This is a genomic window from Streptomyces mayonensis, assembly GCF_018982965.1.
Taxonomy (GTDB): Bacteria; Actinomycetota; Actinomycetes; order Streptomycetales; family Streptomycetaceae; genus Streptomyces; species Streptomyces mayonensis.
In genome coordinates this window covers 68,192-88,733 of sequence record NZ_JACBYP010000004.1, presented here as the reverse complement: position 1 = coordinate 88,733, position 20,542 = coordinate 68,192, and the positions used below count along the sequence as shown (strand labels likewise).

Genomic DNA, 20,542 nt, shown 5'->3' with positions numbered 1-20,542 from the left:
CCGGGGCCGGCGGCCCCGACGGCTGCGGCGCCCCGATCGGGCGCGAGGGCACCGTCGGACGCGGCAGCCCCGGAGGACACCGCGCCCGCCCCGACGGCTGCGCCGACACCGCCAGTCACGGCGACGTCATCCGGCGCGGCGCCCCGGTCGGCTTGCGTGGCCGGCGGTGCGGACTCGGTGGACGGTGCGGACGGGCCGGACGGGGAAGGCGGGGAAGGCGGGGAAGGCGGGGAAGGCGGCGACAGGGTCACGACGCCACCTCGGTCGGCGTGGCGGCGGCGGCCCGGTGCCGGGCGAGCAGGCCCGAGCGTTCCTCGGCCCAGCTCTCCGCGTTGCGCACCAGCGCGGCGCGGATGTCGGTGCGGGTCAGCCGGGTGCCGCAGTCGGGTGTGCCGAGGGAGGTGTCGAAGGGCAGTTCCCGCTGGAACACCAGCAGCAGCTCCGCGTAGTGCTCCAGGCGGCGCCGGACCGCGGCGGGCAGCGCGGTGCCCTCCAGCATGGGCAGCAGCAGCCGGTGCACGGCCTCGACGGGGATGAGCCGGGGCCGCTGCGGGCGGGGCAGGCCGTGGCGTACGGCGACGTCGGCGCAGACGTCGGCGAACTCCCGCAGTTCGATGGCCTCCTTGCCCGCCGTCAGCCAGTACTCGCCGCTGCCGACCCGGCCCCGGACCAGGTCGCCGACGGCCCGTGCCACGTAGTCCTGGGGCACCATGTCGATCCGGGCGTCGGGTGCTCCGGGCAGGACCGGCACCTGGCCCAGGACCATCGAACCGATCGTCTTGGTCAGGCCCTGCTGGCCGGCGATCCGTCCGGTCGCGGAGTCGCCCATGACGACGGAGGGCCGCACGATGGCACCCGGCACCCCGGCGTCGCGCATCTGCTGTTCGGCCCGGCTCTTGGAGTCGAGGTAGGCGGCGGCCCCGGGAAAGCGGCGACGGTCCTCGTCGGAGGGGGTGTTGGCCACGAACGCGGTGCTCATCAGGTACAGCGGGGCATCGGCCCGGGCAGCCAGGTCGAGTACGGTGTCGGCGCCGCGCAGGTTGGTGCGGGTGATGTCCTCCGGCGGCGTGCGCCAGTTGGTCTCGGCGGCGGAGTGCAGCACCACGTCCACCTGCAGGGCCAGTTCGTGCCAGGCCCGGGGGCTCAGCCCGAGCCGCGGGGCGACGAGGTCGCCCTGGAGCTCGCGCACCCGCGGGTCGCGCAGCGGCGTGTTGCGGCGCAGGCACAACAGGTCGAACTCGGTGGCGAGTTCGTCGATGAGGGCCCGCCCGAGCACCCCCGAGCCGCCGGTGAGCAGCAGGGTGGGGCGGTCGCGCGGCCCGGTGCGGCCGGCGGGCAGAACGGTGAGACGCGGGTTGTCCGACTGCATGGGTGTGGTCTCCCAACGGATCTCGGTCACCGGTGACCGGTGGGGTGGCAGGGCGGAGACGGAGGGCGGAAGGGCGGAGACGGAGGACGGAGCGGAGTCGCGAGCGCTCAGGCGACGGCGAGCGGGCCGTCGGCCAGGTACGCGGAGAGCGGGGCGGTCATCCGGGAGCGCGACGGCGGGTGCAGGGACAGGCCGTTGGCGCAGGCCGCGAGGTGGCCCACCTCGTCGGACGCCATGAAGTTGAGCCCGCCGAGCAGTTCGACCGCGCGCGGCACGATCCGGGCGAGGGCGTCCTGGACGCCGTAGCGCACGCAGAGCGCCTGGGCGAGGGCCGACTCGTCGAGGTCTCCGGCGTCGACGCGGCGGGCGACGCCCTCGGCGGTGGCCATGGCGGCCTCGGTCTCGGTGTAGAGACGCACCCGCTCGTGCTCGGGGATGCGGTCGTTCAGCAGTACCCGCTCCACCAGGGCGGACGCGGCGCCGAGGTAGCTCGCGGTCATCAGCGCCTGGAACCAGATCAGACCGGCGGTCTGGAGTTCGTCGAGCCGCTCGCCGGACGTGGTGGCGGTGCGCAGGACGAGTTCGGGCGGGACGAGGACGTCGGTGAGCGTGACCTGCTCGCTCTCCGCCCCGGCCAGGAACGTGCTGGACCAGAAGCCGCTGACGCTCAGGCCCTCGCTGTCGGCCGGGACGAGGGCGACGGCGAGTTCGTCGCCCTTCCCGTCCTCGCGCGGGATCACGACGCCCGCGGTGAGCACGTCCATGGAGTGGGCCAGGCTGCACGGCCGTTTGACGCCGTTGATCCTGATGCCCTCCGCGGTGGCGGTGGCGGTCATCGACGGGTCCAGGATGCCGGCGCCGCTGCGGCCCTCGGCGAAGCCGGAGGCGATGATGCGGTTGCTCGACGCCACGCCCTCGATCAGCATCCACTCCAGGCCGTCGCCGAGGCCGCCGAGGCCGACCAGGGTGGCCATGGAGAAGTGGTGCATCGTCGTGGCCACGGCGAGGGACGGCGACCGGCTGCCGATGGCCCGCTGCACCCGCAGTGCGTCCAGTGCGGTGGCGCCGCGTCCCTGGTGGGACTCCGGGACGAGCAGTCCCGGGCCGCCGCTGTCGCGGAAGTGCCGGATGCCGGGGCTGCCCGGCCGTTCCAGTTCCATCAGCGGGAGTTCGCGCAGGGCGGGGTCCAGGTCGGGCAGCAGCTTGGCGAGGGTGGTGCGTTCGCGCTCGAGGAATCTCATGGGCGTGCGGTCCTCCTGGACGAGGTGGCGGTACGGGGTGGGGACGCGGATGCGCCGTGGCTCACAGGGCGTTGGTGGCGCGCAGCAGCTGCCAGACGGCGCCGGGACGGGGCCTGCCGCGGAACGCGATGTACTCCGGGAGGACGGCGTGCGGGGCCCACTTCTGCTTGTACTCGAGCTGCGAGGCCGCCGGGTAGACGGCGTCGCCGTGCTGGGCGAGGAGCCGCGCGAACCGGGTGAACATGCGGCTGGCGCCGGGAAGTTCGTGGTCCGGGTCGAGGCCGGTGAACGGGGTGAAGCCGAAGTGCAGCCACCCGGCGCCGTCGGCGGTCAGCCGTTCCATGGCGGTGGCGTTGAGCGCCTCCATCACGCCGGGCGGCGCGTCGGGGCGGCGGCGGCTGAGGTCGTGCAGCATGCCGGGGCGGCTGCCGTAGACCGGGGAGTAGTTGATGTAACCGACCGCCTCGCCGTCGATCCGGCCGACGAACAGGCGCCGGTGGCGCTGGAGTTCCCCGGTGCGCTGGCCGACGAGGAACCGCAGCTCCTTGACGTGCCGGCCCTTCTCCCGCAGCCAGCGCTGGTCGATGCGGTCGAGTTCGGTGCAGTCGTCGCCGTCGAGGACCTCGGTGACCTCCAGTCCGGCCCGCCTGGCACGCGAGATCTTGTTGCGCAGGCGGACGAAGGGCGAGCCCCGCAGCGTGAAGCGGCCGAGGTCGACGGCGTACGAGGCCCCGATCTGGTTGACGGTGAACCCGTGCGCCGCGTACAGCTCGGCGTCCGCTCGTTGCAGTTGTACGGCGACCAGACGGCGTCCGGTGTGGGCCGTGAAGGCGTCCAGCAGCCGCGCGCGGTGCTCGGGAGCCGTGAAGGGGCCGCCGAACTGCAGGACGTAGCGGCCGGAGGTGCGGTAGGCGCAGGCCCCCTCGAAGCGGTCGTGCTGGAAGTAGGTGTTGCCGCTGTTGAGGGCGAGAAAGGAACTCGGGTTGTCGCTGTGCGCGGCGAGCGTGTCAAGCACGGACGGCATCGGCGTCCTCCACGGAAGTCGGCGCCGAACCGTTTTCCCCGGAGGTTCCGGAAGGCGTCCCGGTCCGGTACTGCCGCTCGAAGGTGCGGAATGCCCGCACGGTTTCCGGTTCGAAGGCGACACCGAAGGGTTTCAGGGAGTTGCCGAACAGGGCGCGGTCGCCCATGAGATGGATCGGCAGGGCCAGCAGGGCCCATTCCGGCCGGACGAACAGCGCCCAGGCCCCGGCGATCACACCCGCCGTGACCAGGCTGTGCATCGTGTTGTAGGCCACGTAGTACCCACGCGGTACCCGTCCGTCCGGACTGCGCCGGTGGGCGATCGCGCCGGGAACGTACCCGACGAGGTCGATCACCGTGAACAGCAGCACGAAGACGCCCCAGCGGATGTCCGTCAGGTGCTGGAACGCGAGCACGAGCGATACGGCGAGAAAGCCCAGCCATTCGAGTCGGGAGAGAGCGAAGGTGACCTTCGTCTCGAATCGGTTCTTGGCGTCCACGGGCGCTCCTGGATTGCGCGAACGATTCCGGGGCGCGACCTCGGCCCGCCCCTCGCTGTGGTCTGTCACTCCCGTTTACGCGGCGGCGGCTGCAACCCCTCGTAAAGCGGGGGTGATTGGACAGACGTGATGCTCTGGGGGCGGCTCGGGACGGGAGCGGGGCCCGGGGCGCGGCCCGGGGTGGGGCGGCCGGTTGTTCATGCGGAGTTTCCGTGGGCGCCGCGCCGGGCCAGTAGGTCTGACCCTGCCCACCGGCCCCACCCCGGCCGGATCCCGTTCCTGGAGGCGTGTCCATGTCACACCGTCCGTTGCCCGGCCGCCGCAGCGTACTGCGCGGCTCGCTCGCCGCGTCGGCGGCGCTCGCCCTGCCCGCCACGCTCGGAGCGGCCCCCGCCTTCGCCCGTTCCGGGCGGCCCGCGGCGGGCTGGGGCGTGCAGACGGGGGACGTGACCTCCCACTCCGGTCTGGTGTGGGTGCGCTCCGACCGGCCGGCCCGGATGATCGTCGAGACCTCCGCCACGGAGTCGTTCCGCCACCCCCACCGCCTGTACGGCCCGCTGCTCGGCCGCGACACCGACTTCACGGGCACCACCCGGCTGCGGGGGCTGCCACCGGGCGAGCAGATCCACTACCGCGTGCTCCTCGCCGACCCCGACGACCCGCGCCGCACCGGTGAGCCGGTGACCGGCACCTTCCGCACCGTGCCGGTCCGCCGGCGCGACGGGGTGCGCTTCGTGTGGTCCGGCGATCTCGCGGGCCAGGGCTGGGGCATCAACCCCGACCTCGGCGGCTACCGCATCTACGACGCCATGGGCGCCCTGGACCCGGACTTCTTCCTGTGCAGCGGCGACAACATCTACGCCGACGGCCCCATCCCGGAGACGGCTGCCCTGCCCGGCGGCCGTACCTGGCGCAACGTCACGACCGAGGAGAAGTCCAAGGTCGCCGAGACGCTCGCCGAGTTCCGCGGCAACTTCCGCTACAACCTGCTCGACGAGAACCTGCGGCGCTTCAACGCCACGGTCCCGTCGGTCGTCCAGTGGGACGACCACGAGGTGCGCAACAACTGGTACCCGGGCCAGGTGATCGCGGAGACCGACGACCGCTACACCGAGAAGAGCGTGGACGTGCTGGCCGGGCGCGCCCGTCGGGCGTTCAGCGAGTACTTCCCGATCTCGACCCTGCGTCCCGGCGCGCGCGAGGGACGCGTGCACCGGGTGCTGCGGCAGGGCCCGCTGCTCGACGTGTTCGTGCTGGACATGCGGACGTACCGCAACGCCAACTCCCCCGGTGAGCAGCGCGTGGATCCGCAGGGCATCCTGGGCCGCGAGCAACTGGAGTGGCTGAAGCGGGAGCTGGCCCGCTCGCGTGCGGTGTGGAAAGTGATCGCCGCCGACATGCCGATCGGCCTGGTCGTGCCCGACGCCACCGAGGGCGCGCCGAACATCGAGGCGATCGCCCAGGGCGACCCCGGCGCGCCGCTGGGCCGCGAGCTGCAGATCGCCGAGCTGCTGCGTTTCGTCAAGCACCGGCGGATCACCGGCACGGTGTGGCTGACGGCCGACGTGCACCACACCTCCGCCCAGCACTACCAGCCCTCGCGGGCCGCGTTCACCGACTTCGAGCCGTTCTGGGAGTTCGTCTCCGGGCCGCTCAACTCGGGTGCCTTCCCGGCGAGCGACCTGGACGGCACGTTCGGTCCGGAACGCGTCTTCGTGAAGGCGCCCACCGCGTCGAACGTCTCGCCCGCCGACGGTTACCAGTTCTTCGGCGAGGTCGACATCGACGGCGACAGCGCGGAGATGACGGTGCGGCTGCGCGAGCAGGACGGCACGGTCCTGTTCACGAAGGCGCTGCGGCCGGGCCGGGTCGGCCAGTAGCCCGCCGGTCTGTCGTAGCCTGTCGGAAGTGCCGCGCGCCGGCGTCATCCCCCGGTGCGCGGCCCGGGAGCGCGGCCGGTACCCGGGCGGCGCGCGCGAACTCCGGCGAAATGCCCCGGAAGCCGACTTTACCCACCGGTCACAGAGCGTTCGTGATCAGGCAACACCGTTCCTTCACAGTGGTTGCATGAGTCGAGACATGTCTGATGTGACGGACGGCGTGACGCACCTCTTCGCGCACGGCTCCGCCGTACTCGCGGTGCCGGCGGCCTCGTTGGCCGCGCTGATCGCCGCGGCGGGTTTCCGCAGCCGGTGGTCACGGCGCCACGGGCAGGCGCCGCCGCCGGACGATACCGGCGCCCGGCCACCGGCCACCGGGCGCCGGGCCCGGCCGTGGGGCCGGCACAGGGCCGGGGGCGCGACGACGACGCCGCCGGGGACAGGGGCAAGGAGCGTCCCGGCCGACGCCACCGGCCCGACCGGTTCGACCGGCGCGAACGGCGGCCCGGGCCTGGTGGGCGCCGAGCCGGACGCCACGCCGGACGCCGGGGCGAGCGCGTTGTGGCGGATGCGGACGACGGTGCGCGACGCCCCGGGCTCGCTGGCGGTGTTGTGCGCGGCCCTCGCCGACCGGCGGATCGACATCCTGAGCCTGCAGACGCACCCGCTGGCCGAGGGCACGGTCGACGAGTTCCTCCTCCGCGCCCCGGCCGAGCTGACCGGGTCCGGGCTGGCGGAGCTGGTGACGGCGGCGGGCGGCACGCACACCTGGACCGAGCGCGCGGACGCCCACGACCTGGTGGACGCGCCGACCCGGCTGCTGGGCCTGGCCGCCCGCACGGCCCTGGACGCGGCGGAACTCCCGCTCGCACTGCGCCAGTTGCTGGGGCGCTGCACCATCCGCTCGCTGCCCGCCACCACCGCCGGGCCGGCCGCGGACGACGTGCCGCCGCAGGGTGCGCTGGAGGACACGGTGTTGCGTCTGCGCGCCCCGGAGGGCGGGGTGATCAGCGTGGAACGGCCGTATCTGCCGTTCACCCCGGCCGAGTTCGCGCGGGCCCGGGCGCTGGTCGAGCTGGACGCGCGGCTCGGGCCGCGGCTCCCGCGCGGCGGGGACGTGCTGACCCTGTCCGAGGGCCGGGCCATCACGGTCCGCCGGGCCGACACGCGTGACGTCGAGGCGGCGAAGGCGATGCACGAGCGGTGCTCGGCGCGGACGCTCGGGATGCGCTACCACGGACCGGTCGGGGACGCCGACCGCTATCTGAACCACCTGCTCAGCCCGCGCTTCGGCCGCACCCTCGCGGTACAGACCGCCTCCGGGCGGATCGTCGGCCTTGGTCATCTGCTGTGGGACGGGGACGAGACCGAGGTCGCGCTGCTCGTCGAAGACGCGTGGCAGCGCCGGGGTGTCGGCGCCGAACTCCTCGGCCGGCTCGTCGCGATGGCGGCGGAGACGGGGTGCGAGCACGTGTACGCGGTCACCCGGGCCTCCAACACCGGCATGGTCGCGGCGATGCGCGGCCTGGGCCTCCCCCTCGACTACCAGATCGAGGAGGGGACCCTGGTCGTCACGGCACGCCTGGAACCGGCTGCCCCGGCCGCCGTCCCCCTGCCGCACGCGGAACGGGTCGGCACGGACTGACCGGGCTCCGCGCCGGAACTCTGTCGCGGGGCTCCGCGGCGGGGCTCTCCGACGGGCTCTTCGACGGGCCGGTGGTCACTCGGTGCGCGACAGCGTCTCCCGCCCGGGTGCGGCGACGTTCCCGCGCTTCCCCAGGGCCCCGTCGAGGTCGGCCCACAGGTCGTCGACGTCCTCCAGGCCGACCGAGAGCCGCAGCAGCCGGTCGCCGACCCCCGCGCCCCGCCGGTCGTCGGCGTCCACGATGCGGTGGCTGATGGACGCCGGGTGCTGGATGAGCGTGTCGACGCTGCCGAGGCTCACGGCCGGGGTGATCAGGCGGACGCGGCGGACGACGTCGTGCGGGTCGCCGTGGACCTCGAAGGAGACCATGGCGCCGCCGATGCGCGGATAGTGGACGCGGCCCACGCGCGGGTCGTCGGCCAGCCGCGCGGCCAGTTCGGCGGCGCCCGCGGAGGCGGCCCGTACGCGCACGGGCAGGGTGGACAGCCCTCGCAGCAGGAGGTAACCGGCCAGCGGGTGCAGCACACCGCCGGTGGCGAAGCGGACCTGTCGCAGCCGCCCCGCGAACTCCTCGTCGCAGGCGACCACCCCGGCCAGTACGTCCCCGTGCCCGCCGAGGTACTTGGTGGCGCTGTGCAGCACCAGACGGGCACCGTGTTCGGCGGGGCGCTGGAGGACGGGTGTGGCGAAGGTGTTGTCCACGAGCAGCGGCACCGTTCCGCAGGCGTGGGCGACGGCCCGCAGGTCGGTCTCGGCCAGCGTCGGGTTGGCCGGCGACTCCACGAGGACCAGGCCGGTGTCCGGACGCAGCGCGTCCGCGACCCCCGCCGGATCGGTCCAGGTGACCTCGGACCCGAGCAGCCCGGCGGTCAGCAGATGGTCGCTGCAGCCGTACAGGGGCCGTACGGCGACGACGTGCCGCAGTCCCATCGAGCCGCGGACCAGCAGGACGGCGCTCAGCGCGGCCATGCCGCTCGCGAAGGCGACCGCCGCTCCGGTCCCCTCCAGCCGGGCCAGTGCCGTCTCGAAGCGGGCGACGGTGGGGTTGCCGAGCCGGCCGTAGACCGGCGGGCCCTCGGGTTCGGCGCCGGTGGCGGCGAACGCGTCGATGCGGGCGGCCTCGCCGCGGCTGTCGTACGACGGATAGGTGGTGGACAGGTCGATGGGCGGGGCGTGCAGTCCCCGGCCGACGAGGTCGTCGCGGCCGGCGTGCACGGCCTCGGTGGCCAGGGCCCTGCGGTGGGTCGCGGGGGTGCCGGCGTCGGCGGACGGTGAGGTGTGCGTGCGCGCGGAATCCATGGGTCGAAGGGTGAACACCGGCCGGGCCGGCCCGGCGTGGGACCGTGCTACGTTCGGCGGATGGCCGACTCCGTCGTACTGGATCCGGTGGACCTCCATCTGCTGCGGCTGCTGCAGAACGACGCCCGGACCACCTACCGCGATCTCGCCGCCCGGGTGGGCGTGGCGCCGTCGACGTGTCTGGACCGGGTGGCACGGCTGCGGCGGGCCGGCGTGGTGCTCGGCCACCGGCTCGAGCTGGACCCGGCGAAGCTGGGGCGCGGTCTCCAGGCGCTGCTGTCGGTGCAGGTGCGCCCGCACCGGCGCGAGCTGGTCGGGCCGTTCGTGGAGCGTATCCGGGCGCTGCCCGAGTCGCGCACCGTCTTCCATCTCACGGGGCCGGACGACTATCTCGTGCATGTCGCGGTCGCGGACATGGCGGACCTGCAGCGGCTGGTCCTGGACGGGTTCACCTCCCGGCGGGAGGTGGCCAGGGTCGAGACCCGGCTGATCTTCCAGCAGTGGGAGTGCGGCCCGCTGATGCCGCCTGCCGCGCCCGAGACCGCACAGCAGACGGGACAGCAGACGGGACGACAGATCTCACGGGCGGCCGGGCCCGCGGCCACGCCCTGAGCGAAATCCGGCCGCCCGCGCCGTCGGGGCGGGACGGGCGGGCTGACGCGGCACCGGTATCCGTATGAGGATGTCCGCATGTCAGAGACCAAGAGCCCGCTGCCCCGCGAGGTCGCCGACGCCTACGTCGACGAACTCATCGCCCTCGACCCGGTCACCGGTACCTACCTCGGTGTCGCCGGGAGTTCCAGCCGACTGCCCGACTTCTCGCCCGCCGGGCAGGAGGCCCTCGCGGAGCTGGCCAGGACCACCCTCGGCCGTCTGGACGAGGCGGAGCGCCGGCCCGGCGGGGACAGCGACGTGGAGCGGCGGTGCGCGCGGCTGCTGCGTGAGCGTCTGACGGCCGAGCTGGCGGTGCACGAGGCGGACGAGGGCCTGCGCTCGGTCGGCAACATGGGCACGGCCGCGCATTCGGTGCGCGAGGTCTTCACGCTCACTCCGACGCAGACCGACGAGGACTGGTCCCGGGTCGCCGAGCGGCTGCGGGCGGTGCCGGCGGCGTTCGCGGGCTACCGGGAGTCCCTGTCGCTGGGTCTGGAGCGCGAGCTGTACGCGGCGCCGCGGCCCACCGCCACCTTCGTCGAGCAGCTCGGCGAGTGGGCGGACACCGGCGAGGGGCGCGGCTGGTTCGAGGACTTCGCCGCCGACGGGCCCGAGGCGCTGCGCACGGAGCTGGACGAGGCCGCGCGGGGTGCGACCGCCGCCGTGGTCGAGCTGCGGGACTGGATGCGCGACGTGTACGCCCCGGCGATCGAGGGCGCCCCGGAGACGGTGGGCCGGGAGCGCTACGCCCGCTGGTCGCGCTACTACAACGGCACGGACCTGGACCTGGACGAGGCGTACGCCTACGGCTGGTCCGAGTACCATCGCCTGCTGGCCGAGATGAGGGCGGAGGCCGAGAAGATCCTGCCCGGCGCCGAGACGCCGTGGGTGGCGCTGGCGCACCTGGACGAGCACGGCAGGCACATCGAGGGCGTCGACGAGGTCCGCGACTGGCTCCAGGGCCTCATGGACCAGGCGATCGACCAGCTGGACGGTACGCACTTCGAACTCGCCGAGCGGGTACGCAGGGTGGAGTCGCGCATCGCCCCGCCCGGCAGCGCGGCGGCGCCGTACTACACGTCGCCGTCGGAGGACTTCTCCCGTCCCGGCCGCACCTGGCTGCCGACCATGGGGCAGACCCGGTTCCCGGTGTACGACCTGGTCTCCACCTGGTACCACGAGGGCGTCCCGGGCCACCACCTGCAGCTCGCCCAGTGGACGCACGTCGCGGAGGACCTCTCGCGCTACCAGGCGTCGGTGGGCATGGTCAGCGCCAACGCCGAGGGCTGGGCGCTGTACGCGGAGCGGCTGATGGACGAGCTGGGCTACCTCACGGACGCGGAGCAGCGCCTCGGCTACCTGGACGCGCAGATGATGCGGGCCGCCCGGGTCATCGTGGACATCGGCATGCACCTGGAGCTGGAGATCCCGGCGGACTCCCCCTTCCACCCCGGCGAGCGCTGGACGCCGAAGCTGGCGCAGGAGTTCTTCGGCGCGCACAGCAGCCGTCCGGCGGACTTCGTGGAGAGCGAGCTGACCCGGTACCTGACGATCCCGGGCCAGGCGATCGGCTACAAGCTCGGTGAGCGGGCGTGGCTGCTCGGCCGGGAGCGGGCCCGCGAGCGGCACGGCGACGCCTTCGACCCGAAGGCCTGGCACATGGCGGCCCTCTCGCAGGGCTCGCTGGGCCTGGACGACCTGGTGGACGAGCTGTCGCGGCTCTGACGCCCGCGCGCTCCGCCGCTCACCGTCTGAAGCCGCCCTCCGAGTCGACGACCTGACCGGTGACCCAGTCCGCCTCGTCCGTGGCGAGCCACGCGATGAGGCGGGCCGGCTCGTCGGGCATGCCCCACCGCCCGGCGGGGAAGCGCGCGGCGACGGCCTCGTAGTCCTCGCCGGTCAGGTAGTCGGTGTCCACGGGGCCGGGGTTGACCGCGTTCACGGTGACGGCGTGCTCGGCCAGGGTCGTCGACAGGGAGCGTGTGACGGAGGCCAGCGCACCCTTCTGGAGGGCGTAGGCGATCTCGCCGGGCATGCCGCCGGCGATGTCCTGTCCGGAGGTCATCAGCACGACGCGTCCGCCGGGCGTGCGGGGCGGCAGGGCGGCGCGCAGGCGGGCGTAGGCCTGGACCAGCAGCAGGACGGAGCGGGTGTCGACCTGCCAGTGCGCGTCGAGCATGGCGGCGTCGATCGTGTCGAGGGTGCCGTCGCGGCCGCTGAGCGCGTGGTTGGCGACCAGGACGTCCAGCCGCCCGCCGAGTGATTCGGCGGCGGTGGCGACGAGTTCTGCGGGGGCGCCGGGGCGGGTGAGGTCGCCGGGGCCCTCGTGCACGGCGGCGTCCGGGTCGCCGAGCGCCGCGCGCACGGAGGCGGCCACGTCCTCGGGCCGGTCGGCGCCCCAGGGCATGGCGGCGTCGTGCGGCACGTGGTGGTGCAGGTAGACGCTCGCTCCGTACGCGGCGAGCCGCCTGGCCACGGCGTGGCCGATGCCGCCACGTCTGCTGGCTCCGGTGACCAGTGCGGTGCGGCCTCGCAGGGGCAGCGGGTCGCGGCGCAGTGCTTCGGGGGCGGGGTGCGGAAGTCGGGGCATGGGCACCCATGATGGGCCCGCACGGGACCCCACGCACCCGGATATCCGCTCACCGCCGACGGACCGCCGCACCACCGGCCGACAGGGCCGCCGCACCGCCCGACGCACCGCCGCACCACCAACCAACAGGGCCGCCGCACCGCCCGGCAACCGACAGGTCGCCGCGCCACCGCGCCACCGCGCAGCAGCGGAGCCGGACGGCCGCCGGCCACCGGCCCTCTCACCCACCCGGCAGGGACCGCCGGCCGGCGCCCGTGTGCCGGCGCGTCGGCTGCCCGGGCGGGCGGTCGGCGGGCGCCGCGGCGGTCATCGGTCGGCGGGCGCCGCGGCGGTCATCGGTCGACGGGCGCCGCGGGGGGCATCGGTCGGCGAGCGCCTCAGCCGTCGGTCAGCCGCCGCAGCTGTACGAGGCCGAGCCAGGTCTCCGGGCCCGGGCGCACCTCGCTCGCGCGCACCGCGTACCGGCCGGGGTCGAGGGCGACCCGTACGTGGTCGGTGCGGTCCGAGGCGGCCCCGGGCCAGGCGGCGTCGAACAGCAGGACCGGCCCCGGCACCTGCCAGGAGACCTCCGGCTCCCACTCGGCCGCGTCGAGGGCGGCCCGGATGCCGGACAGCACCTCGTCCTCGGAGTCGGCGGCGCACCAGCGGACGAAGGCCGCGTGGTCGGGCAGGTAGGCGGTGGAGGCGGGTTCGTCGCCGAGTACGAGGGCGGTGGAGTCCCCCACGGGGAGGAGTCCGACGTAGCCGTCGACCTCGCAGGCCCGGTCGTAGTCGGAGTCCGTCTCCTCGCCGTCGGCGCCCGCCCAGAAGGGCAGGACCGTTTCCGGTACCGCTATGAGCGGCCCGCCGCCCGACTCCACCCACTCCACCGCGCCCGGCTCCGCGTATCGCACCATGCGGGAGAACCTACACGCCGCTCAACAGGCCCTTTTCCCCGCCCGCTTTCCCGCCGGTACGTCACCATCTGCCCGGCCGGGAGCAGGAGTTGAGCGGCAGTGCGCCGGAATCACGGTCAGCCGGCGCCCCGTTGCCGCAGGGTCGATCCCGACCGCCCCTTCACGACCTCCAGCTGGGCGTGGATGCGGCGCCGCAGGTCGGCGACGTGGCTGACGATGCCGACGCTGCGGTCCCGCTCGCGCAGGGCGTCGAGGACGTCGAGGACCTCGTCGAGGGTCTGGTCGTCGAGGCTGCCGAAGCCCTCGTCGATGAAGAGGGTGTCCAGACGGACGCCGCCCGCCTCGTCGGTGACGACGTCGGCGAGGCCGAGCGCGAGGGCCAGTGAGGCGAAGAAGGTCTCGCCGCCCGACAGCGTGGCCGTGTCGCGCTCGCGGCCGGTCCAGGCGTCGACGACGTGCAGGCCGAGGCCGCTGCGGCCGCGTCCGGTGCGGTCGTCGGAGTGGACCAGGGTGTAGCGGCCGGAGGACATGCGCAGCAGACGTGCGGTGGCCGCCGCGGCGACCTGTTCCAGACGGGCCGCCAGGACGTACGACTCCAGGCGCATCCGGCGCTCGTTGTCCGCCGAGGTACCCGCGGCGAGCGCCGCGAGCCGGGCCACGCGGGTGTGCTCCGTGCGCAGTGGGGCGAGCCGGCGCACGGCGTCGGCGGCCTGCCCGGACAGCCGGTCCAGCTCGGCGCAGCGCAGCGCCGCCGCGTCGCGTGCCGAGGAGGCTTCCCGCAGCCGCCGCCCGGCGTCGGCGGCGGTGCCCTCGGCCGCGGCGACGTCTGCGGGCGGCCGCCGGGCCGCCGCGGCGGCGTCGCTCTCGGCGAGGAGCGCCCGGACGGCGGCCTCCTCCGTGTCCCGGGCGTCGAGCCGGTGCTGCAGCTCGCGGTGGGCGGCGGCGTCGAGCAGCGCGGCGGCTGCCTCGCTCGGGGTGTCGAAACCGGCCCGGAAGGCGGCGTCGGCGAGCCGGGCGTCGGCGTCCTTGAGTCGCACCGCCGCGTCCTCGGCGACGCGGACGGCGTCGGCGGCCTCCGTCAGCAGCGCGGCCCGGCGCTCCAGCTGCGCGGCCCGCGCGCCCACGCTCCCGGCGGTGCCCCGGGCCCGGGTCAGCTCGTCCTCCAGTACCGCCCGTTCGTGCTCCAGCCGCTCCCGTCCGGCGACCCGGGAGGCGCTGCGGACGGCGGCCTGCTGCTGGGCGGACACGCGCTGTTCGTGCTCGTGCTCCGCGCGGCGCAGCTCCTCCTGCGCGGCGTGCAGCCCGGAGGCGTCCGTCCGCGCGCGCGTGTACTGCTGCTCCAGCTCCTCGGCCTCCTCGGCCAGCCGGGCGGCGGGCGTGTCCCCCGCCTCGGCCGTGGCGGCGGCGAGTTCCTCCCGTACGGAGCCGAAGCGCCGTTCGGCCCGTGCGCGCCCCTCCTCGGCGGCCTGGTGGTCGGTGAGGGCGCGTTCCTCGGCCTCGCGGTCGACGTGTCCGGCGCTTCTGCGGGCGGGGGCGGGGTGTTCGGTGGCGCCGCAGACCGCGCACGGCACGCCGTCGGCGAGGTTCGCGGCGAGTTCCGCGGCGATGCCGTGCAGACGCTGTTCCTTGAGGTCGAGCCAGTGGGCGCGGGTCTCGACGGCGTGTTCGGCCGCGGCGAGCGCCTGCCGCTGTGCCTCGTCGGCCGCGGCGGCAAGCCGGTCGCGCCGTCCTGCGGCGTCGAGCTGCCGGCGAGCCGGGTCGCGTTGTGCACCGAGCTGGTCGACCCGTGCCGTCGCCTGCCGGGCCGCCTCGACCCGGTCCTGGAGTCCGCTGCGGTGGGCCTCCCAGTCGGCGAGCCAGGCCTCCGCCTCCTGCAGGACGTCGTCGTCGGCGCGCTCCTGACGGTCGAGCCGGGCCTGTTCCCCGACCAGTTCGGCGAGGCGGTGTTCGGCCCGGCGGGCCGACTCCAGGCCGCCCAGTTCCTCGGCGGCGCGGCGGGCGGCCGCGGCGAGCCCCGCGGCACCGGCGTCGGCGAGGTCCTGCGGCAGCCTGGCACGCGCGCGTGCCCGGGCCGCCGAGGCCCGTTCGTGTTCGGCGTCGGCCGCGTCCCGCAGGTCCAGGGCCGGCGCCACCGCCTCGGCCTTGCGGGCCCGCTCCATGCGCCGCTGTGCCGCGCGGTGGGCGTCGTCGCCCTCCGCCAGTCGTGCCGCCCGCTCCCGCGCCTGGGCGAACCGCCGCTGCAGCCGCTCCAGTTCCCGGGCGTCGGCGAGGTCGCGGTCGGCGGCGGCCTGGGCCGACTCCCGCGCGGTGAGCCGGCAGTCGGCCACGGTCAGCAGCTCGCGGGCGGTGCTGCGGGCGACGGCGGCGGCGCCGAGGACGGCCTCGGCCAGGCCCGGCTCGCCCGGTGCCAGCTCCGGCAGCTCCATGGCGTCACCCGCGGCCTGCTGCATCCGGTGGGCGTCGGCCAGGAGAGCGGCGTCGCCCTCGCGCACCCGGGCCTCGGTCGTCCGGCGCCGCTCGGCGAGGCGCTTCTCGACCTCGGCGAAGCGCCGGGTGTCGAAGAGCCTGCCGAGAAGCTTGCCGCGGGCCTCGGCGTCGGCGCGCAGGAACCGTGCGAAGTCGCCCTGGGGCAACAGCACGACCTGGCAGAACTGCTCGCGGCTCATGCCGAGCAGCTGGGTGATCTCCTCGCCGATCTCCTGGTGGGACCGGCTGAGGTCCTTCCAGACCCCGGCGACCGCGTCGTACTCCCGCAGCCAGGTCTGTGCCTTGTCGACGGTGGTGCCGCTGCCGCGGAGCTTGGGCCGCTCCCGGGGCGGTTGCCGGGTGACCTCCAGCTTCCGTCCGGCGACGGTGAGTTCGAGTCGGACCTCGGTGCGGGTGCCGGCGGCCGCGTGGTCGCTGCGCAGGGTCATGCCCTGGCCGCCGCTCTGCCGGGCGCCCGGCACGGAGCCGTACAGCGCGTAGCAGACGGCGTCCAGGACGGAGGTCTTCCCGGCGCCGGTGGGGCCGTGCAGCAGGAAGAGCCCGGCGGCGGACAGGTCGTCGAAGTCGACGCCCTGGGTCGCGCCGAAGGGCCCGAAGGCGGTGATGTCCAGCCGGTGCAGCCTCACCGGGCCACCTCCCGCAGGGTGTCGTCCGCGCGTACGGCGTCGAAGGCCTCCCGCAGCACGCCCTGTTCGCTCGCGTCGGGCCCCGCGCCGCGCACGTGTGTCACGAAGTCCTCCGCGATCTGCTGGTCACTGCGGTCGGCGAGCCGCCGGGCGTAGGACACGCCCGCTTCGCCGGGGGCGCGTTCGGGGTCGAAGACGAGGCTGAGCGTGTGCGGGAAGCGTTCGGTGAGCCGGGCCATGGGGTCGTCCGGCCGGACCGGGTCGGTGAGCGTCGCCTCGACCCACGCGTCCTCGTGCTCGGTCAGTGCGGGGTCGGCCAGCAACTCCTCCAGGGTGCCGCGCAGCCGGGCCAGCGCCCTGGGCACCGGGCAGTCGACGCGCTCGGCGGCGACGCCGCCCTCCGCGTCCAGGTCGACGAGCCACATGCTCTTGCGGTGCCGGTGCTCGGAGAAGGAGTACGGCAGCGGGGAGCCGGAGTAGCGGACGCGCCCGGTGAGGGTCTGGCAGCCGTGCAGGTGTCCGAGCGCCACGTAGTCGACGCCGTCGAAGACCCCGGAGGGTACGGCGGCGACCCCGCCGACGGTGATGTCCCGCTCGCTGTCGCTCTGCTCGCCGCCGGTGACGAAGGCGTGCGCGAGGACGACGGAGCGGGTGCCGCGCGGGCGGCCGGCCAGGTCGGCCCTGACCCGGTCCATGGCGGCGGCGAGCACGGCCTCGTGACCCGCCCTGTCCACCCCGAACTCCGCCTTCACCAGGGCCGGTTCCAGATACGGCAGCCCGTAGAAGGCGACGTCTCCGTACGCGTCCGCCAGCAGCACCGGCGTGCCGCATCCGGCCGGGTCGGTGCGCAGGTGGATGCCGGCGCGGTCGATGAGCCCGGCGCCGACCCCGAGGCGGCGGGCCGAGTCGTGGTTCCCGGAGATCATCACCGTGGGCACGCCGAGACCGGCGAGGCGGTGCAGGGCACCGTCGAACAGCTCGACGGCCGCGAGCGGCGGCACCGCCCGGTCGTACACGTCTCCCGACACGACCACGGCGTCGACTCGGTGCTCACGCACGGTGTCGACGAGGTGATCGATGAACCCGGCCTGGGCGCCGAGCATGTTCACCCGGTGGAACGCCCGGCCGAGGTGCCAGTCGGAAGTGTGCAGCAGTCGCATGATCCCCGAGACTAACGGGAGGCTGTGACAGTCCGTGCGGTTACTCCCGTTTCGCCCTCGACACCCGTTCCCCGCGGGGCGATTGGAGCGGTGGGGACGAAGGGGGTGATGAGGGTGATGGGGGTGATGAGAGCAATCGAGAAGGTTATGACCGTTATGTCATGCGTCGCCGTACGCCTCGCCGCCCAGCTCGAACCCGGCCGATCCCGCCGTGGCGTCCGCGAGCCAGGTCCGGAAGGCGGCGACGTCGGCCTCCGGCAGACCGACCTCGAGGGTGACGTCCTCGGCGTAGCGCACGTCGCGCACCGCGCGCCCCGTCGCGCGCAGGTCGTTCTGCAGCTTGCCCGCCCGCTGGTGGTCGACGGTCACCGTGGCCAGCCGGAACCGGCGCCGGGTGAGCGTGCCCAGGTCGTCCAGCGCCTCGCCGACCGCACCCCCGTAGGCACGGATGAGCCCGCCCGCACCGAGCTTGACGCCGCCGTAGTAGCGGGTGACGACGGCGACGACGTACCGCATGTCCCGGCGCAGCAGCATCTGGAGCATCGGCACTCCGGCGGTGCCGCCGGGCTCGCCGTCGTCGCTCGCCCGCTGGACCGCGGCGTCGGCGCCGATGACGTACGCCCAGCAGTTGTGGGAGGCGTCCGCGTGTTCCTTGCGTACGCCCGCGACGAACGCCTGGGCCTCCTCCTCGGTGGCGGCCGGGGCGAGGGCGCACAGGAAGCGGGAGCGGTTGATCTCGGTCTCGTGCACACCCGCGCGGGCGACCGTGCGGTACTCGTCCTGCATCCGGCCAGCCTATGCGGTCGGCCCGGCCGCCCCCTCGGCACGGTCGTCGGGGACGGCCGGCAGACCGCTCGGGCCGGTCGAGCCGGTCAGGGCGGCCGGGCACGGCGCCGGGCCGGTCGCTGCTACTCGGGGGCTCCGACGTCCCGGGTCAGCTGGAGCCCGAGGAACCGGTCGGCGTAGGCGCAGGTCTCGAAGCGGGCTCCGTCGGGCAGCTCCGGATCGCTCTCCACCCCGCGCAGGATCCGCAGGACCGCGGGGGCGTCCAGGTCGTCCTCCCGGGCGGCGCGCAGCCGCTCGCGGACGTCGGCCGGGACGGGGCGCGACGGCTGCCGGGCCCACCGGGCGACGGCCGTGCGCCAGTGCGCGAGGGTGTTCCGTGCGGTGGCCAGGACGGCCTCGTCCAGCTCCACGCGCGCGTGGTGGTGCCGTTCCAGCAGGGCGAGCCGCAGGGCGTCGGGGTCCTCGCGGCCGGGCCCGTCCGGGTGCACGGCGGCTACGGCGGCCACGGCGACGATTGCGCCGTCCGGGGCGGTGCCGCCCTCGCCCAGGACGTGGACCGTACGGACGGTGCCCGGGCCGGAACCGGCGGCGCCGTCCTCGAAGGGCCGCACGCCGAGCGCCGCCGCCTGCGCGCGGAGCCGTTCCGGGTCGGGCGCGCCGGTCAGCGACGCCCACGCGGGCGTGCCGTCGAGTTCCAGGGCGCGGACCAGGAGATCCGTCACCAGGAGCACGCGCAGGGCGGTCGCGTCGGCCACCGGCGCGTGCGCCTCGACCCGGGTCGGCGCCCGCCGGGAGGGGGCGGCGGGGGTCTGTCGTCCGGTCCGGGCGTCCATGATGCGCAGCACGGGGTGAGCGTAGGCGGCCCCGGCCCGGGGCGCACCGGGGCGCGCTCGCGATCTCCGCGCGAGGGACTCGCCGTCCCCGCGCGGAGCCCCGCCTGGTTGCTCCTGCGCGCGCGGGGACGCCTTTCTGTCCGCTCTGTCCACCCGGGAGATCCGCCGCGCTTCCGCACGGGGAATTGCGGCGGGCCGCCGCCCGTTGTGGCCGTCGAGAGGCGCGGCACAGGGTCGCCCACGAGTCCGAGGAGGCCGCCGGTGTACGGCGACGAGGCCACCGTCCGCAGGATCCTCACCGAACTGGGCGACACCTGGGCCGTGGTGGGCCTGTCGTCCAACCGTCAGCGCGCGGCGTACGGCGTCGCCGAGGTGCTGCAGCGCTTCGGCAAGCGCGTCGTGCCCGTGCACCCCAAGGCGGAGACCGTGCACGGCGAACCGGGGTACGCGTCCCTCGCGGACGTCCCCTTCGACGTGGACGTCGTCGACGTCTTCGTCAACAGCGACCTGGCCGGGCCGGTCGCCGACGAGGCGGTCGCGAAGGGTGCCCGGGCCGTCTGGTTCCAGCTGGGTGTCGTCGACGAGGCCGCCTACCGGCGGACCCGGGCTGCGGGCCTGGAGATGGTCATGGACCGCTGCCCGGCGATCGAGATCCCGCGGCTGGGCTGAGCCGACCGGCGGGGGGCCTTCTCCACGGCGTCCGCTCACGCCACGCGGGAACCTGCCCACCATCGTCGCGACAGCGACAGCGACGGCGGAGACGGAGATGGAGACTGAGGCGGAGACACCGGACGTGGAGGCACCGGGGGCCGTCGCGGCCGGCCGTTCCCGTGGGCCCCGCGCGGCCCTCCGCTCAGGCCGTGCCGAGCCCTTCCAGGACCGCCGCGCCGGGCAGTTCCGCGAAGGCCTTGCCCGGCACCAGCAGCTTGCCGCGCCGGCGTCCGCTGCCGACCAGGACGTACGGCAGGTCGACGACGGCCGAGTCCACGAGCAGGGGCCAGCCGGCGGGCAGGCCGACGGGAGTGATGCCGCCGTACTCCATGCCGGTCTCGCCGGTGGCCGTGTCCATCGGGGCGAAGGAGGCCTTGCGCGCCCCGAGGTGGCGGCGCACGACGCCGTTGACGTCGACCCGGGTGGTGGAGAGCACCACACACGCGGCGAGTGTCGTGCCGCCGCCCCGCTTGCCGGTGACCACCACGCAGTTGGCGGACTGTTCGAGCAGCTGACGGCCGTAGTGCTCGACGAAGGTGGCGGTGTCGGCCCACTCCGGCTCGGTGTCGACGTACAGGATCTGCTCCGCGGGCACGGCGCCGCTCCAGTGGCGTACGGCGTCGGCGACCGGGCGGGTCAGCTCGTCGAGGCAGTCCGGAGCGGGCGTGGCACTGTCGAAGTTCCCGATGGGTGCGTGCATGGCCGCACGCTAACAACTGCCGCGGCCGTGCGGGACGGTCGTCTCGGCGGACGGGCGGCACCGACACCGCCGTGATCATCCCCCTTGGTTCGTCGCCCTCGTAGCCGTACGTGTGCGGGGCTGGCGGACCCGACGGACGCGT

At 74.8% G+C, this 20,542-nt stretch carries 17 protein-coding genes; 5 read left to right on the top strand and 12 right to left on the bottom strand.

Translation table 11 applies throughout. From position 1 onward, the window contains the following. Positions 1-247: 247 nt before the first annotated feature. The 4 genes from HZS56_RS02525 to HZS56_RS02510 form a co-directional block, all read right to left on the bottom strand. A complete protein-coding gene (locus HZS56_RS02525) occupies positions 248-1,369 on the bottom strand; it encodes an SDR family oxidoreductase (protein ID WP_216719036.1) in 1,122 nt (373 codons plus the stop codon). Positions 1,370-1,476: 107 nt separating this feature from the next. Beyond that, on the bottom strand, positions 1,477-2,610 hold the full coding sequence (locus HZS56_RS02520) for an acyl-CoA dehydrogenase family protein (RefSeq protein WP_216718981.1): 1,134 nt from the start codon (positions 2,608-2,610) through the stop codon (positions 1,477-1,479). A gap of 61 nt (positions 2,611-2,671) precedes the next feature. Continuing rightward, complete coding sequence (locus tag HZS56_RS02515; RefSeq protein WP_216718980.1) at positions 2,672-3,634, bottom strand: bifunctional lysylphosphatidylglycerol flippase/synthetase MprF; 963 nt, start codon at positions 3,632-3,634, stop codon at positions 2,672-2,674. Then, positions 3,618-4,133: a hypothetical protein gene (locus HZS56_RS02510; protein ID WP_216718979.1), complete on the bottom strand. Its 516-nt coding sequence runs from the start codon at positions 4,131-4,133 to the stop codon at positions 3,618-3,620. The genes HZS56_RS02515 and HZS56_RS02510 overlap by 17 nt, the downstream gene beginning before the upstream one ends. 293 nt (positions 4,134-4,426) lie before the next feature. Between HZS56_RS02510 and HZS56_RS02505 the strand changes: the two genes are divergently transcribed. Both HZS56_RS02505 and HZS56_RS02500 read left to right on the top strand, forming a co-directional pair. Next, positions 4,427-6,013, top strand: coding sequence for an alkaline phosphatase D family protein (locus HZS56_RS02505; protein ID WP_216718978.1), 1,587 nt, complete (start codon positions 4,427-4,429; stop codon positions 6,011-6,013). Between the two features lie 199 nt (positions 6,014-6,212). Next, positions 6,213-7,658: a GNAT family N-acetyltransferase gene (locus HZS56_RS02500; protein WP_216718977.1), complete on the top strand. Its 1,446-nt coding sequence runs from the start codon at positions 6,213-6,215 to the stop codon at positions 7,656-7,658. Between the two features lie 75 nt (positions 7,659-7,733). Here the strand turns inward: HZS56_RS02500 and HZS56_RS02495 are convergent, their stop codons facing one another. Beyond that, positions 7,734-8,957 (bottom strand): trans-sulfuration enzyme family protein, encoded by a 1,224-nt coding sequence (locus HZS56_RS02495; RefSeq protein ID WP_216718976.1) that lies wholly within the window; start codon positions 8,955-8,957, stop codon positions 7,734-7,736. Positions 8,958-9,017: 60 nt separating this feature from the next. Here HZS56_RS02495 and HZS56_RS02490 point away from each other — a divergent pair, with 60 nt between their 5' ends. Together HZS56_RS02490 and HZS56_RS02485 are read left to right on the top strand one after the other, a co-directional pair. Further along, entirely contained in the window at positions 9,018-9,569 is a 552-nt protein-coding gene (locus HZS56_RS02490; RefSeq protein ID WP_253913608.1) for an Lrp/AsnC family transcriptional regulator, read from the top strand. Positions 9,570-9,647: 78 nt separating this feature from the next. Further along, positions 9,648-11,336 carry a DUF885 domain-containing protein gene (locus HZS56_RS02485; protein WP_216718975.1) on the top strand — a complete coding sequence of 563 codons (1,689 nt, stop codon included), beginning with the start codon at positions 9,648-9,650 and terminating at the stop codon, positions 11,334-11,336. Positions 11,337-11,355: 19 nt separating this feature from the next. Here HZS56_RS02485 and HZS56_RS02480 read toward each other — a convergent pair whose 3' ends face one another. From HZS56_RS02480 to HZS56_RS02455, 6 genes are all read right to left on the bottom strand, one after another. Beyond that, positions 11,356-12,201, bottom strand: a complete 846-nt coding sequence (locus HZS56_RS02480; protein ID WP_216718974.1) for an SDR family oxidoreductase — start codon at positions 12,199-12,201, stop codon at positions 11,356-11,358. Between the two features lie 377 nt (positions 12,202-12,578). Then, positions 12,579-13,097: an immunity 21 family protein gene (locus HZS56_RS02475; protein WP_216718973.1), complete on the bottom strand. Its 519-nt coding sequence runs from the start codon at positions 13,095-13,097 to the stop codon at positions 12,579-12,581. A gap of 116 nt (positions 13,098-13,213) precedes the next feature. Beyond that, positions 13,214-16,210 (bottom strand): AAA family ATPase, encoded by a 2,997-nt coding sequence (locus HZS56_RS02470; RefSeq protein WP_216718972.1) that lies wholly within the window; start codon positions 16,208-16,210, stop codon positions 13,214-13,216. Continuing rightward, positions 16,207-17,370, bottom strand: coding sequence for an exonuclease SbcCD subunit D (locus tag HZS56_RS02465; RefSeq protein WP_216718971.1), 1,164 nt, complete (start codon positions 17,368-17,370; stop codon positions 16,207-16,209). Before HZS56_RS02465 ends, HZS56_RS02470 begins: the two co-directional genes overlap by 4 nt. Positions 17,371-17,529: 159 nt before the next feature. Next, the gene (locus tag HZS56_RS02460; protein WP_216718970.1) at positions 17,530-18,156 is read right to left on the bottom strand and encodes a YigZ family protein; all 627 of its coding nucleotides are present in this window, start codon (positions 18,154-18,156) and stop codon (positions 17,530-17,532) included. Positions 18,157-18,278: 122 nt separating this feature from the next. Next, a complete protein-coding gene (locus HZS56_RS02455) occupies positions 18,279-19,001 on the bottom strand; it encodes a hypothetical protein (protein WP_216718969.1) in 723 nt (240 codons plus the stop codon). A 249-nt stretch (positions 19,002-19,250) separates the two neighbouring features. Between HZS56_RS02455 and HZS56_RS02450 the strand changes: the two genes are divergently transcribed. After that, positions 19,251-19,658, top strand: a complete 408-nt coding sequence (locus HZS56_RS02450) for a CoA-binding protein (protein ID WP_216718968.1) — start codon at positions 19,251-19,253, stop codon at positions 19,656-19,658. Between the two features lie 184 nt (positions 19,659-19,842). Here HZS56_RS02450 and HZS56_RS02445 read toward each other — a convergent pair whose 3' ends face one another. Continuing rightward, positions 19,843-20,400 (bottom strand): YbaK/EbsC family protein, encoded by a 558-nt coding sequence (locus tag HZS56_RS02445; RefSeq protein WP_216718967.1) that lies wholly within the window; start codon positions 20,398-20,400, stop codon positions 19,843-19,845. Between the last annotated feature and the right edge of the window lie 142 nt (positions 20,401-20,542).